Source organism: Corynebacterium sp. HMSC065D07, from assembly GCF_001810695.1.
In the GTDB taxonomy this organism is placed as follows: Bacteria; Actinomycetota; Actinomycetes; order Mycobacteriales; family Mycobacteriaceae; genus Corynebacterium; species Corynebacterium hesseae.
In genome coordinates, this window is sequence record NZ_KV802434.1 from 124726 (window position 1) to 138964 (window position 14239).

Here is a 14239-nt window from a genome sequence, read left to right on the forward strand (position 1 = left end):
TGAAGGAATTTTGCTCGTGAAGACTCATGAGATCCGGGAACGCTTTACCCAGCACTTCGTCAAGGCCGGCCACGAGGCCGTCCCCAGCGCGTCGCTGATCCTGGATGACCCGAACCTGCTCTTCGTTAACGCCGGCATGGTTCCCTTCAAGCCCTACTTCCTGGGCCAGCAGAACCCGCCTTTTGCTAACGGCACGGCGACCTCTATCCAGAAGTGCGTGCGCACCTTGGACATCGAGGAAGTGGGCATTACCACCCGTCACAATACCTTCTTCCAGATGGCGGGTAATTTTTCCTTTGGCCAGTACTTTAAGGAAGGCGCAATTACCCACGCCTGGAACCTGCTGACCACCTCCGTCGATGAAGGCGGTTTGGGCCTCGACCCGGAGCGTTTGTGGGTCACGGTCTACCTCGACGATGATGAGGCGGCCGATATTTGGCACAACAAGATCGGCGTGCCCACCGAGCGTATTCAGCGCCTAGGCATGGAAGACAACTACTGGTCCATGGGTATTCCCGGGCCGTGCGGTCCGTGCTCTGAGATCTACTATGACCGCGGGCCGGAATATGGCCAGGATGGCGGCCCGATTGCGGATGATAACCGCTACATGGAGATCTGGAACTTGGTCTTCATGCAGAACGAGCGTGGCGAAGGCATCGGCAAGGGCAACTTCGAGATCGTGGGCGAGCTGCCCAAGAAGAACATTGATACCGGCATGGGCATCGAGCGCGTGGCCTGCATCCTGCAGGGTGTGGACAACGTCTACGAGACGGACCTGCTGCGCCCGGTCATCGACGTAGCCGAGGAACTTACCGGTGCGACGTACGTTCCGGATGCTCCGAAGGAAGACCTCATTCGCTTCCGCGTGGTGGCGGACCACTCGCGTACCGGCATGATGCTCATTTTGGACGGCGTTACCCCCGGTAACGAGGGTCGTGGCTACATTCTGCGTCGCTTGCTGCGCCGCATCATCCGCTCCGCCAAGCTGCTTGGCGCGAAGGGTGAGACCATGGAGCGTTTCATGAACACCATCATGGACACCATGACCCCGTCCTACCCGGAGATCGCCGACAACCGCGAGCGTATCCTGCGCGTTGCCGTGGCGGAGGAGAAGGCCTTCCTGAAGACGCTGGAGTCAGGCACCAAGCTTTTCGACGAAGCCGTGGAGGAACTGAAGAGCACCTCTCGTGCGGCCACCCCGAAGGTCCTCTCCGGCGAGAAGGCTTTTGAGCTGCACGATACCTATGGTTTCCCCATCGACCTGACCTTGGAGATGGCTCAGGAAGCCGGTTTGACCGTAGACATGGAAGGCTTCGACGCCGCCATGGGCGAGCAGCGCCGCCGCGCCAAGGCCGATAATCAGGCTAAGAAGCATGGTCATGCTGACCTGTCGCTCTACCGCGAGTGGGTGGATAACCACCCGACGTTGTTCACGGGCTATGAAACCCTGGAGTCCGAGGCCAAGGTCATCGGCCTTGTGCGCGATGGTCAGAAGGTAACCGAGGTCGAGGCAGGAGATACCGTCGAGGTAATCCTGGACCAGTCGCCGCTTTATGCTGAAGCCGGTGGCCAGACCGCCGACCATGGTCGAATCTTCGCGGGCGAGACCCTCCTTGAGGTCAACGATGTGCAGAAGATTGGCAAGAAGCTGTGGGTGCACAAGGCTACGGTGACCGCCGGTGGGCTTGAGTTGGGCAACGGCGTGACGGCTGCCGTTGATGAACAATGGCGCCACGGCGCCGTGCAGGCGCACTCGGCGACGCACCTTATCCACGCAGCGCTGCGCCAGGTGCTAGGCCCGACTGCAGTCCAGGCTGGTTCCTTGAACCGACCCGGCTACCTGCGCTTTGACTTCAACTACACCGACCAGCTCACCCAGGAGCAGCTCGATGAGATCGCTTTGGTGACGAACCAGGCGGTGGACCAGCACTTCCCGGTCAATACCATCGAGACGTCTTTGGAGAAGGCCAAGGAGATGGGCGCGATGGCCCTCTTTGGTGAGAACTACGGTTCCGAGGTCCGCGTCGTGGAGATGGGTGGCCCGTTCTCCATCGAGCTCTGCGGTGGTACGCACGTGAAGAACACCGCTGAGATTGGCCCGGTGTCTGTCCTTGGCGAATCCTCCGTGGGTTCGGGCGCGCGCCGTATCGAGGCTTATTCGGGTCTGGATGCATTCCGCTTCTACTCCAAGGAGACCGCACTCGTGGAAGGCGTGTCCCGCGAGCTCAAGGTGCAGACTGAGGATCTTCCGGAGCGCATCGCGCAGCTGACGGAGAAGCTCAAGGCCGCTGAGAAGCAGATTGCGGAGCTGCACAAGGCCCAGCTCATGTCGCAGACCGCGGAGATGATTTCTGGTGCGACCACCGTTAATGGCTTCACCCTCGTATCGGTCAAACTTCCTAACGGAGTAAACGGCGGTGATCTGCGCACGTTGGCCTCGGATATCAAGAACCGTCTCGGTGATGTCGCCGGTGTGGTTGTCCTGGCATCGGAGAACGAGGGCGGCAAGCTCCCGTTCATCGTTGGCGCCACTAAGCCTGCCGTCGAGCGCGGCGTCAAGGCTGGTGACTTGGTCAAGGTTATTTCTGGCTATGTTGACGGCAAGGGCGGCGGAAAGCCCGATATGGCTCAAGGTTCCGGCGCCAACGCTGAAGGTCTCCAGCAGGCCTTCGACGCCGTCCGTGATGAGCTCGAAGCCCACTAACGAACGCGCCCTAGTTGGCTGCAGTTGTAGCTGACTCGCAGAATCAGGAGGAGCACGATGGCCGTAGAACCCGACAAACCAGTCGCGGACGATCCCGGCCCGGGGCGCCGTTTGGGCCTCGACGTCGGTACTGTCCGCATCGGCGTGGCCGTCTCTGACCGGGACGCGCGCTTGGCCATGCCGGTCGAAACCGTCCGGCGTGAGACCGGGTTTAAAGACCGCGATCAGGGTGATATCGACCGCCTGCTTGAGCTGATTTACGAGTATGACGTGGTTGAGGTAGCCGTTGGTTTGCCGCGCGATCTCAAGGGCAATGGTTCATCAAGTGTTAAACATGCCAAGGAAATCGCGTTTCGTATCCGCCGCCGCTTGGCAAAAGATGACAGGATGAAAGAACCTCCGCCCGTGCGTATGGTGGATGAACGCCTTACTACCGTGGTCGCCTCCTCCGCATTGCGGGCCTCTGGCGTATCAGAGAAGCGAGGTCGCTCGGTGATTGACCAAGCAGCCGCGGTGGAAATTTTGCAATCCTGGCTGGATGCGCGCCATTTCGCGTTGAACGGCCACAGCCCTTCAAACGTAGGAGACGAAGTACGTGAGCCGTAAACCTTCACGCATCGGACGCTCGATGGAACCCCAATATGTCAAGCGCCGTCAGCGCGGCATGGCCGTGCTCATTGCGAGCTTGGTCCTGATCATCGGTGGACTTGGCTACATTGGTTTCCGCCTGTTGGGAGGGGGCAGCACCTTGGACTATGAGGGGCAGGGCAATGGAGTAACCCAGCTTGTTCAGGTTCCGGAGGGCTCGTCGATGAGCGAGCTGGCACCTGAATTGGCGGAGAAGAACGTGGTGAAGACGCCCGAAGCTTTCTCTTCTGCGGCCAACTCGAATCCGCGCGCGAGCCAAATCAAGCCTGGATTCTACCGCCTTCAGGAGGAGATGAGCGCGAAGTCTGCCGTCGAAGCGCTGCTTGATGAAGGCAACATGGTTGACCTCCTCGACGTGCAGGGCGGAGCTACGCTTCTCGACGTCAACGTGGTCGGCGGTGATGTCCGCTACGGTATTTACTCGCTGATTTCTCAGGTCTCCTGCAAGGAGGGCGAATGCGTATCCGCCGAGGAGCTGGAGAAGATCGCGGCCACGGTGGATCCTGCTGAGCTGGGTGCGCCGGAGTGGGCATTGGAGGAAATTCGTGCCCGCGGTGAGGACCCCAAGCGTATTGAGGGCCTTATCGCTCCGGGCCAGTACGTCCTCGATCCGAACATGGACGCTAAGGAGATTCTGACGGATCTCATCACACGTTCGACGAAGAAGTACAACGACACCAATATCGTTGACCGCGCCCAGGCAATTGGCCTCAAGCCCTACGAGCTTCTTACTGCGGCTTCGCTGGTGGAGCGCGAGTCCCCGGCCGGTGAGTTCGACAAGGTCGCCCGTGTAATCCTCAACCGCCTTGATGAGCCGATGCGCCTCGAGCTGGACTCCACGGTCAACTATGGCCTCGAGGATGTTGAGCTGGCCACCACCGATGAGGATCGCCACCGCGAGACTCCTTGGAATACCTACGCGAAGGACGGTCTCCCTGACTCACCGATTGCCTCTCCTTCGGAGGAAGCTATCGGGGCCATGGAGAACCCCGCGGAGGGCAACTGGCTCTTCTTCGTCACCGTCGACGACAAGGGCACCACGGTGTTTACCGATAATTACGACGAGCACCTCGCCAACGTCGATGACGCTGTTCGCTCCGGCATCCTTGACAGCCAGCGCGAAGGCGCTGGCGAGCCGCCGGCCGGCGAGCCACCGGCTGAGGAGCAGTAACCTGATGCCCCGCGCCGCAGTTCTGGGCAGCCCTGTCGCTCATTCCTTGTCCCCGGTCCTCCATAACGCAGGCTATGAAGCTGTGAATTTGGAGGATTGGGACTACACCAAGATTGAGGTGACGGACCTAGCTGCCTTCCTCGCCGATGCGGGGGAGGAGTACCGCGGCTTTTCGGTCACCATGCCGCTCAAGTTCGACGCACTCGCCTGCGCGAACATCGTCAGCGAACGCGCCGAGCTCATCGGCTCCGCGAATACCCTGGTGCGCACCGAAGACGGGTGGCGTGCGGATAACACGGATACTGAGGGAGTTCTGGGCGCGCTCGACGAGCTGCTTGGAACGTCCCAACCGTCGACGGCACTGCTCATCGGAGCAGGTGGAACCGCACGGCCTGTCCTGTGGGGCCTAGCCCAGCGCGGTGTGCAGGACGTTACGGTGCTCAATCGCTCCGACCGCCTCGCCGAGCTGCGCCCGCTGGCTGATGACCTTGGCCTCACCCTCCACGCGGCAACGTTCAGCGATGATCTCGCGGGGCTTGCGCGTTCGGTAGATCTCGTGGTCTCCACCGTTCCCTCCGCCGCCGTGGAAGAGCACCTAACGCAGCTGGCCAAAGCTCCGGTATTTGACGTTATCTATGATCCGTGGCCAACTCCGTTGACCGTTTATGCCGCTGCCGACGGCTACCCGACAGTCGGCGGGCACGTCATGTTGGCCAACCAGGCCTATTCGCAATTCGAGCAGTTTACAGGGCACACCGCTCCACGGGCAGAGATGCTGGCTGCATTAAACAAGGCGCTCAAGCTATCCTGATCGGTTCCCCAAACCACCGCGTGCGCCTTGTCTTTCCGCGCGGTAGGCTGCGGGCTATGGGGGACGTGCTTTTCTTGGCGTGGGGGTGCGCCTTAATTGTTTATGACCTGCGTTTTAAGCGCTTGCCTAATTATCTGACGCTGCCAGCCGCGGCTTTATCGTTGTGCTGGTTCAGTTTGGCGGGCCTGCTCTGGATAGGGCTCTACGTGCTCGTGGCCTGGTTTAGCCGTGCCGGAAGCGTGGGCGGGGGCGACCTCAAGCTAGCTCTGCCTCTGGGAATGGTGACCGCCCACGCAGCGGGCCTACCAGGGGTTGCGTTGGCGATGATGGGGGCGGCGCTCAGCACCGTGTTGTGGGGAATCATCACGCGGGATAGGGCGCCTGCGCATGGTCCCGGGATGCTGTTTGCTGCGGCTCTCGTCGTGTTCTTTAGCCCCAACACGGTGTGATAGTTGGCCTAGTGACCACGAAAGAAGCCCTGGCATGCGATAATAGTCCGCATGCTTCGTTGGACTACCGCAGGTGAATCTCACGGTCAAGCGCTCATTGCACTCATTGAGCACATGCCCGCCGGGGTTCCCGTTTCCCAAGACGACATCGCTCTCCAGCTCTCTCGCCGCCGCCTTGGCTATGGACGTGGCGCGCGCATGAAGTTTGAGGCTGATGACCTCACCCTGCTCAGCGGCATCCGCCACGGCTTGACCCTGGGCAGTCCTATCGCCATCATGATCGGCAACACTGAGTGGCCAAAGTGGACCACCATCATGTCGCCCGATGCCTTGGATCCGGAGGATCCGGAGTCCGCTAAAGCTATGGCTTCCGGTCGCGGCGCCCCGCTGACCCGCCCGCGCCCCGGCCACGCTGATTTTGCTGGCATGGTGAAGTTTGATCACTCGGAGGCGCGCCCCATCTTGGAGCGCTCTTCCGCGCGTGAGACCGCCGCCCGCGTGGCCGCAGCCACCGTCGCACGCAATTTCCTCCGTGAAACATTGGGCGTCGAAGTGCTCTCCCACGTGATCTCGATTGGCGCCTCCGATCCCTACGAAGGCCCGTCGCCCAGCTTTGCAGAAATCGAAGCTATCGATGCTTCTCCAGTTCGGGCCTGCGATAAGGCCGCAGAGGAATCTATGATCTCAGAAATTGAAACCGCTAAGAAGCAAGGCGATACCCTTGGCGGCATCGTTGAGGTCATCGTGGAGGGCTTGCCAATTGGCTTGGGCTCGCACACGTCAGGGGAGGACCGTCTCGACGCACAGCTCGCCGCTGCCTTGATGGGCATTCAGGCCATCAAGGGCGTTGAAGTCGGTGATGGTTTTGCTGAGGCCCGCCGTCGTGGAAGCGAGGCTCATGATGAGATGGTCCGAACCGATCGCGGCGTGGATCGAGAAACTAACCGGGCGGGCGGTCTAGAAGGTGGAATGACTAACGGCCAGACGCTGCGCTTGCGCGCGGCGATGAAGCCGATTTCCACCGTTCCGCGCGCCTTGAAGACGGTGGATATGGCCACAGGTGGAGCGGCGACCGCCATCCATCAGCGCTCCGATGTGTGTGCGGTTCCGGCTGCTGGTGTTGTCGCAGAAGCAATGGTGGCGTTGGTCCTTGCGCGCGCCGTGTTGGAAAAGTTTGGTGGAGATAGCCTCGCTGAGACTAAGCGGAATATCGCCTCCTACCAGGACTATGTGGCAAGCCGCCTGGATTGGGGTGAAGCATGAGCTCCCCACACGTCGTCTTAGTTGGGCCTCCCGGCTCTGGAAAGACCACGATTGGTCGCCGCTTGTCACGGGCGCTGAACTGTGACGTTGTTGATTCTGATGATCTGATCGAGGCCCGCTACGGCAAGGCCTGCGGTGAGGTGTTTTCTGAACTGGGTGAGCCGGCATTCCGTGAGGTAGAAGCAGAAGCTGTGCGCGAGGCACTGTCCACCACTGGGGTCGTGAGCCTCGGCGGCGGAGCAGTGCTGACCGAATCCACACGTGCCTTGCTTGATAACCTGACCGTCGTATTCCTCGATGTCACGCCGGAAGAAGGCGTAAGCCGCACGTTGGGTGATGCGAACCGCCCCGTGTTGGAATCTGCAGATCCATTGGCGCACTATACCCAGCTTTTGGAGGCGCGCCGCCCCCTTTACTCGGAGGTAGCTGATTTGAAGGTGCGCACTGGTGTGCGCTCCCCGCAACAGGTAGTGGGCGATATTCTGAGTTTCCTTGAAACCCTCTAAATCGCCGGCTGATTTGCTTTAACCTCATGATGAAGCCGCACAATCACCGCTAGCCCAGCCAAAGGAGCACTACTCATGCACACTATTCCGGTTAAAGGACCTTCACCTTATGAAGTCACAATTGGCACTGGTCTGAGCACAGAAGTCATTGGGCGCGTGGCGGACATTGGAGCGGCTAAGGTGGCGGTCATTCACCAGCCGCCGCTCGCGCAGGCTGCCGGTGACCTCGCCGAGCAAGCCCGTGCACAGGGAATAGAGGCAACTCTGGTCGAAGTGCCCGATGCAGAGGCAGCTAAGCAGCTCGATGTACTTGCCCGGCTTTGGGATACCTTCGGGGAGGCTGGTTTCAGCCGCCGGGACGCCGTTATTGGTCTCGGCGGCGGTGCCGTGACCGACTTGGCAGGCTTTGCCGCAGCGACGTGGATGCGCGGCATCCCAGTAATCCAGGCACCGACCACACTGCTCGCGATGGTGGACGCGGCCGTCGGCGGAAAGACAGGTATTAACACTGCCGCAGGCAAGAACCTTGTTGGGGCTTTCCACGAGCCGGACTCAGTCTTTGTCGATCTGGACCACCTGCGCACCCTACCTGCCGACGAAATCGTCGCCGGTTCTGCGGAGATCATCAAAACTGGCTTCATCCATGATCCGCGCATCATCGAGCATTACCTTGCGGATCCTGCCGCTTGCCTGGAGCCCGACGGCCTGCTGCCCGAGCTCATCCAGCGTTCCATCGCGGTCAAGGCGCACGTGGTGGGCCAGGACTTAAAGGAATCGGGGCTGCGCGAAACCCTCAATTACGGCCACACCTTCGGCCACGCCGTAGAGCGCCGCGAAAACTACACCTGGCGCCACGGCCGCGCGGTAGCAGTGGGCATGATGTTCATCGCCTACTTGTCCCACGCACGCGGGCTTATCGACGCCAACCTTGTAGCCACCCACCGCGACATTCTCACCCGAATTGGGTTGCCCACAACCTATGAGCAGGGCCATTTCGAACAGCTGCTGGATGGCATGCGCCATGACAAGAAGAACCGCGGTGGCCACATCCGTTTTGTGGCCCTCACGGGAATCGGGGAAACCACGCGCTTGGAAGATGCTACCGTCGACGAGCTACGAGCAGCCTATGCGCAGCTCGCCTCATAAAAGCTTAAGGAGTTTGCCATGACCATTCTCGTTCTCAACGGCCCGAACCTCAACCGTCTGGGCAAGCGTCAACCAGAAATCTATGGCAGCGAAACCCTAGAGGACATCGAGCGTCGCGTCCGCGCAGCGGCGGGGGAGGAAGAGATCGTCTTCTTCCAGTCCAACCACGAGGGCGAGCTCATCGAGCAGGTGCATCGTGCCGCCGACGAAGGCTGGCCCGTCATCATCAATCCGGGTGGGTTTACGCATACGTCGGTGGCACTGCGCGATGCCCTAGCGGAAGTAGCCGATGGTGCAGGTTTCGTTGAGGTACACCTATCTAATGTGCACGCGCGGGAAGCATTCCGTCAGCACTCCTACCTGAGCCCGATAGCACGCGGTGTCATCGCTGGGCTTGGCTCTTATGGATATGTCGCGGCACTGGGGTACTTCCTCGCAAATTAGCTATCATGGAGTATCGCTTGAAATGAATGGAGTGGTTCTCATATGGCATTAGCCGATACTCGTTATAGCAACCGCCGCCGCAAGCTCATGACCGAGCTCTCTGGTCAGCGCGTCGACGCGATCATCGTCACCCATTTGACGCACGTGCGCTACCTTACCGGCTTCTCCGGTTCGAATGGTGGTCTATTGTTGCGCAAGGACCTCTCCGCGCTCATGGCTACGGACGGCCGCTACACCACACAAATTGCTGAAGAGGTCCCGGATATCGAAGCCAGCCTCGGTCGCGATGTGGGCCCGCACCTGCTGGGGCAGGTTTCTGAGGACCTTCGCGTTGGCTATGAAGCCGACTATGTCACCGTTTCACAACTTGAGCGGCTGGAGAAAGCAAAACCGGAGGGCGTTACTCTGGTGCCTGTCACCGGCGTAGTAGAGAAGATTCGCCTCGTCAAGGACAATGTCGAGCTTCAAAAACTCGAAGAAATCGCAGCTTTGGCAAACCAGGCGCTGACCGAACTCGTCGAGGCCGGGGAAGTAGCCGCTGGACGCACGGAGCGCCAGGTGGCCGCCGACCTTGAATACCGGATGCGCATGCTTGGCTCGGAACGCGTGAGCTTCGACACCATCGTGGCCTCCGGCGAGAACTCTGCAAAGCCCCACCATGGTGCGGATGACCGCGAACTGCGCAAGGGCGATTTGGTAACGATTGACTTCGGCGCTCACCTCCGCGGCTTTAACTCAGACTGCACCCGTACCTTCGTCATCGGTGAGGTTTCTGATTTCGCCCGCGAAATCTATGACATTGTCCTGCGCGCCCAGGAAGCGGGTGTCAAGGCAGCGGTGCCAGGTGCCAAGCTTCTCGACGTCGACGCGGCCTGCCGCGACATTATTGCCGATGCTGGCTATGGTGACTACTTCGTTCACTCCACCGGCCACGGCATTGGTCTCGACGTGCATGAAGGGCCTTATGCGGCCACAACCGGAAAGGGTACGTTGGCTGAGGGCATGACCCTGACCATTGAGCCCGGCATCTACGTCCCAGGCAAGGGAGGAGTGCGCATCGAGGACAGCCTCATTATCACTTCAGGGGCCCCGAAGATCATCACGGCTTACCCGAAGGACCTTCAGGTGCTGTAGCTAGCACCCCTTGGCGCCGTACTTGATGCGCGTACGGTATGCTTAGACACTGTTTTCATAGTTTCGACTACAAGTTATTTGGGAGAGTCATTTCATGGCAGATACCACTGATTTCAAGAACGGCCTCGTTCTGAAGATCGACAACAAGCTGCAGCAGATTGTTGAGTTCCAGCACGTCAAGCCCGGCAAGGGCCCGGCATTCGTGCGCACCAAGCTCAAGGACGTGGTCTCTGGCAAGGTGACCGACAAGACCTTTAACGCTGGTGTGAAGGTGGAGACCGCCAACGTCGACCGCCGCGACATGACCTACCTGTACAACGATGGCCAGAACTACGTGGTCATGGATGATAAGACTTTTGAGCAGTTCGAGCTTCCGTTTGATAAGTTCGGCGACGCTGGCAAGTTCCTGCTGGAGAACATGCGCGTTCAGGTGTCCTTCCATGACGGTGAGGCTTTGTTCGGCGAGCTGCCGATCTCCGTTGACCTGAAGGTGGAGCACACCGAACCGGGCCTGCAGGGTGACCGCTCCAATGGTGGCACCAAGCCGGCAACGCTCGAGACCGGTGCCGAGATTCAGGTTCCGCTGTTCATTGAGATCGGAAACGTTCTCAAGATTGATACCCGTACCGGCGAGTACCTCTCTCGCGTCAACAACTAAGATGACCCAACCAGAGCCAAACTATAAGCGCCACACGGCGCGCTACCGAGCACGTCGCCGCGCCGCGGACATTCTTTTCGAAGCTGAATCGCGCGACGTCGATCCGGTAGCCATCGTTGAGGACCGCGTAGAGCTGGCCCGCGACCCTGAAAACGGCGTGGCGCCGGTCGCGGACTACACCCGCGAAATCGTCAGCGGAGCTGCCGAAGAACTGGATGACATCGATGATGCGATCGCCCGCTACCTCTCCAGCGAGTGGTCGCTCGAGCGCATCCCGGCCGTCGATCGTGCGATCATGCGCGTAGCGGTATGGGAAATCCTCTTCAACGCGGATGTGCCTAACGCTACCGCGCTCGTTGAAGGCGTGGAGCTTGCCTCGGAATACTCCAATGACAAGGCAGCACCTTATATCCACGCTGTGTTGGATGACGTCATCCAGGCCCAGTCTGCGGATAGCCCAATGGACTCGGCATCTGCCGAGGAATCTGAAGAACCCGCTGAGACTGCGGAAGATGAAGGCGACTCCGAGTAGAGCCCACGTCTTTCCCTGAATCCCGAAACTCCGGCCAGCTATCCTTTGTGAACTGGCCGGAGTTTTGTCTTGGCCGAGGTCAAATAGGAAACTGCCCTAGCTGCCAATGATCCTGAACCTGCCTGCGGCAGGAGCAAAGGTGTTGGCAACTAGGGCAGTTGCGTTAGTGATGCTGCGTGCTAGAGCAGCGAAGAGAGGAAATCCTTAGTGCGCTGGTGCTGCGGATTGTCCAAGACTTGCTCGGGGGTGCCGGTTTCAATGACGCTGCCGCCGTCCATGAAGACGATGTTGTCGGCGACTTCACGTGCAAAGCCCATCTCGTGAGTAACCACGAGCATGGTCATGCCATCGGCGGCAAGCTCCTTCATAACGCGGAGGACTTCGCCGACCAGCTCGGGGTCGAGGGCGGAGGTGGGTTCGTCGAAAAGCATCAGCTTTGGATCCATGGCCACAGAGCGGGCAATGGCGACGCGCTGCTGCTGACCACCGGAAAGCTGCACCGGGTACGCATCTGCCTTGTGCGCGAGGCCCACCTTTTCCAGCAGTTCCATCGCTTTCTTCTTTGCTTGCTCTGGATTCTGCTTCTTCACTTGGACGGGGGCCTCGATGATGTTCTCCAGGACTGTGCGGTGGCTGAACAGATTGAACTGTTGGAACACCATGCCGATGTCTTGGCGCTGAGCGGCGGCTTCCTTTTCGGAGATTTCATAGAGCACGCCGTTGCGTTCACGAAATCCAATGAGCTCGCCGTCGACGTAGAGGCGGCCGGCCGTGACCTTCTCTAGGTGATTGCAGCAGCGAAGGAAGGTTGATTTTCCGGAACCGGAGGGGCCCAGTAGGCAAGTGACCTTGCCGGGCATGACGGTGAGATCGATGCCCTTGAGAACCTCGAGCTGACCGAAGGATTTATACACATTCTGTGCAGAGATCATTGGGGTGGTCATTAGTTCTTTACCTCCGGGATGACAGACACGTTGCGGGGAATGGTTCCTTCAGCATCCGCCAGCGCAGCCAGCTGGCGGCCGGTGAGCTCGCGGGTGGCGCCACGTTCGAAGCGGCGCTCCAAGAAGTACTGGCCCACCATAAGAAGCGAGGTGATGGCCAGGTACCACGTCGCTGCCACCATGAGTAGCGGGATGGGCTCGAAAAGCGCAGCGGAAATATCCGTGGCGCGGCCGAAAATCTCTGCGGTGTAGGGAATTGCCACCACAAGGGAAGACGTCTTCAGCAAGGAAATGAACTCATTACCGGTCGGCGGGATGATGATGCGCATGGCCTGCGGGAGAACCGTGCGGCGCATGGTCATCCACCAACCCATACCCAGGGCCTTGCTGGCTTCCTTCTGGCCCTCGGGAACTGAGGAGATGCCGGAGCGGACGATTTCCGCCATGTAGGCGGCTTCGTTCAGGCCCAAACCGAGCACGGAGAGCAGGAATGCATTGGTGAGTACCTCCGTGAGAGAAATCTCCGTAAACCCGAGGTTGATGGATTGGTAGAGCGCGGAGAGCAGGCCCCAGAAGACGAGCTGCACGTAGATTGGGGTTCCTCGGAACAGCCACAGGAAGAGCCAGGACACACCGCCGAGCACGGGGTTGGGGGACATACGCATCACGGCGAGAGCGGCGCCGCCCACGACGCCGATGATCATCGCCAGTATCGTAATCGCGATGGTATGCAGCGCGGCGGTGGCGATGCGAGTGTCGAAGAGGTACTGGAAGTAAGTGCCCCATCCGAAGGCCTCGTTGCGCGCCGAAGAGATGACGAACCACACAGCAAGGAGCACGAGGAGGGCGGCGAAGACCCATCGCCACGGGTGGCGAAGTGGCCGGGCTTCGATCTTTGGTGGGGTAGCCGAAGCCGCAGAATCCGATGCTGCTGGGAGAGAGGAATTAGTCATTGATCGGCCTTTCATTAATCATTGCGTGTTCGACGAGTCCCTCGGTAACGCCCCATTTTTTGAGGATTTCTGCGTAGGTCCCGGTGTCAATAAGGTGCTGGAGCGCGGCCGCCACGGCAGGTCCGAGCTCGGAGTCCTTAGGTACGGCAAACCCATAGGGAGCGGCGTCAAACATTTCGCCGACCATGGACATACGCCCGCCCGAGCGGTTGACCGCCCACGCAGAGACTGGTGAGTCCGCCGAAAGCGCGTCCGCGCGGCCCATGAGTACCGCAAGGGCGGCGTTGTCACTCGTGTCATAGGGAAGGATGGTCAGGTCCCCATCGCAGGCTTCTTGCTTCGGACGTAAGTCGTCCGTCTCGGACACGGTGGTGCGTTGCACCGCGACGGTGAGGCCACAGGGATTCGATGGATCAACCTTGTTGGGGCCGTCGGTGAGTTCCGCCCACTGAATGCCGGCGTAGAGGATATCGACGAAATCGAAGTTCTCACGGCGCTCATCGGTATCGGTAAACCCAGACCCGCCGAGATCAATCTGCCCGGACTGGACTGCCGGCAAAATCATGGAAAAGTCCTGCTCCACCGGCTGGAATTTGAGGCCCATCACTTGAGCGACTGCATTGGCCAAGTCCATTTCAAGACCGATGAGTGAACCATCGGAATCCTTGAACTCGAAAGGCGCAAACGGTGGGTTTGTGCCTACGGTGAGGACCCCATCTGCGTCCTGGTACATCGCGGCGATCTCGGGTACTTCGTCCACGTTAGGCTCTGACCAGCCTTCTGGCAGCGCCGGCTCCTCGTTGGTGACGCAGCCGGAGAGGGCAACAGAGGCCAGCGCTCCGACGGCGCCCACGACGGCCTTCTTCTTATTCATGC

15 protein-coding genes are annotated in these 14239 nt (G+C 59.9%); 12 read left to right on the forward strand and 3 right to left on the reverse strand.

Annotation, left to right across the window (positions count from 1 at the left end):
- The first annotated feature begins 16 nt into the window (after window positions 1-16).
- From alaS to nusB, 12 genes are all read left to right on the forward strand, one after another.
- Window positions 17-2704: an alanine--tRNA ligase gene (alaS, locus tag HMPREF2760_RS04505; RefSeq protein ID WP_070563289.1), complete on the forward strand. Its 2688-nt coding sequence runs from the start codon at window positions 17-19 to the stop codon at window positions 2702-2704.
- A gap of 57 nt (window positions 2705-2761) precedes the next feature.
- On the forward strand, window positions 2762-3310 hold the full coding sequence (gene ruvX / locus HMPREF2760_RS04510; RefSeq protein ID WP_070563044.1) for a Holliday junction resolvase RuvX: 549 nt from the start codon (window positions 2762-2764) through the stop codon (window positions 3308-3310).
- Window positions 3311-3332: 22 nt separating this feature from the next.
- Complete coding sequence (gene mltG, locus HMPREF2760_RS04515) at window positions 3333-4523, forward strand: endolytic transglycosylase MltG (RefSeq protein WP_070563047.1); 1191 nt, start codon at window positions 3333-3335, stop codon at window positions 4521-4523.
- Window positions 4524-4527: 4 nt separating this feature from the next.
- Window positions 4528-5334: a shikimate dehydrogenase gene (locus HMPREF2760_RS04520; protein ID WP_070563050.1), complete on the forward strand. Its 807-nt coding sequence runs from the start codon at window positions 4528-4530 to the stop codon at window positions 5332-5334.
- Between the two features lie 56 nt (window positions 5335-5390).
- Complete coding sequence (locus tag HMPREF2760_RS04525) at window positions 5391-5783, forward strand: prepilin peptidase (RefSeq protein ID WP_070563053.1); 393 nt, start codon at window positions 5391-5393, stop codon at window positions 5781-5783.
- Window positions 5784-5834: 51 nt separating this feature from the next.
- Window positions 5835-7046, forward strand: coding sequence for a chorismate synthase (gene aroC / locus HMPREF2760_RS04530; RefSeq protein WP_070563056.1), 1212 nt, complete (start codon window positions 5835-5837; stop codon window positions 7044-7046).
- Window positions 7043-7552 carry a shikimate kinase gene (locus HMPREF2760_RS04535; protein WP_070563294.1) on the forward strand — a complete coding sequence of 170 codons (510 nt, stop codon included), beginning with the start codon at window positions 7043-7045 and terminating at the stop codon, window positions 7550-7552. The genes aroC and HMPREF2760_RS04535 overlap by 4 nt, the downstream gene beginning before the upstream one ends.
- A gap of 75 nt (window positions 7553-7627) precedes the next feature.
- On the forward strand, window positions 7628-8698 hold the full coding sequence (aroB, locus tag HMPREF2760_RS04540) for a 3-dehydroquinate synthase (protein WP_070563297.1): 1071 nt from the start codon (window positions 7628-7630) through the stop codon (window positions 8696-8698).
- Between the two features lie 18 nt (window positions 8699-8716).
- Window positions 8717-9142, forward strand: a complete 426-nt coding sequence (gene aroQ / locus HMPREF2760_RS04545; protein ID WP_070529866.1) for a type II 3-dehydroquinate dehydratase — start codon at window positions 8717-8719, stop codon at window positions 9140-9142.
- A gap of 42 nt (window positions 9143-9184) precedes the next feature.
- Window positions 9185-10276: a M24 family metallopeptidase gene (locus HMPREF2760_RS04550; RefSeq protein WP_070563300.1), complete on the forward strand. Its 1092-nt coding sequence runs from the start codon at window positions 9185-9187 to the stop codon at window positions 10274-10276.
- Window positions 10277-10370: 94 nt separating this feature from the next.
- The gene (gene efp, locus HMPREF2760_RS04555; protein ID WP_070522210.1) at window positions 10371-10934 is read left to right on the forward strand and encodes an elongation factor P; all 564 of its coding nucleotides are present in this window, start codon (window positions 10371-10373) and stop codon (window positions 10932-10934) included.
- A 1-nt stretch (window position 10935) separates the two neighbouring features.
- On the forward strand, window positions 10936-11466 hold the full coding sequence (gene nusB, locus HMPREF2760_RS04560; RefSeq protein ID WP_070529882.1) for a transcription antitermination factor NusB: 531 nt from the start codon (window positions 10936-10938) through the stop codon (window positions 11464-11466).
- Between the two features lie 179 nt (window positions 11467-11645).
- Here nusB and HMPREF2760_RS04565 read toward each other — a convergent pair whose 3' ends face one another.
- Genes HMPREF2760_RS04565 through HMPREF2760_RS04575 form a run of 3 tightly spaced genes read right to left on the reverse strand, consistent with a single transcriptional unit; the run spans window position 11646 to window position 14237 of the window.
- Window positions 11646-12410, reverse strand: a complete 765-nt coding sequence (locus tag HMPREF2760_RS04565; protein WP_070596729.1) for an amino acid ABC transporter ATP-binding protein — start codon at window positions 12408-12410, stop codon at window positions 11646-11648.
- Window positions 12410-13363 carry an amino acid ABC transporter permease gene (locus HMPREF2760_RS04570; protein WP_070522219.1) on the reverse strand — a complete coding sequence of 318 codons (954 nt, stop codon included), beginning with the start codon at window positions 13361-13363 and terminating at the stop codon, window positions 12410-12412. The genes HMPREF2760_RS04565 and HMPREF2760_RS04570 overlap by 1 nt, the downstream gene beginning before the upstream one ends.
- Complete coding sequence (locus HMPREF2760_RS04575; protein WP_070596730.1) at window positions 13356-14237, reverse strand: ABC transporter substrate-binding protein; 882 nt, start codon at window positions 14235-14237, stop codon at window positions 13356-13358. Before HMPREF2760_RS04575 ends, HMPREF2760_RS04570 begins: the two co-directional genes overlap by 8 nt.
- Window positions 14238-14239: the final 2 nt, after the last annotated feature.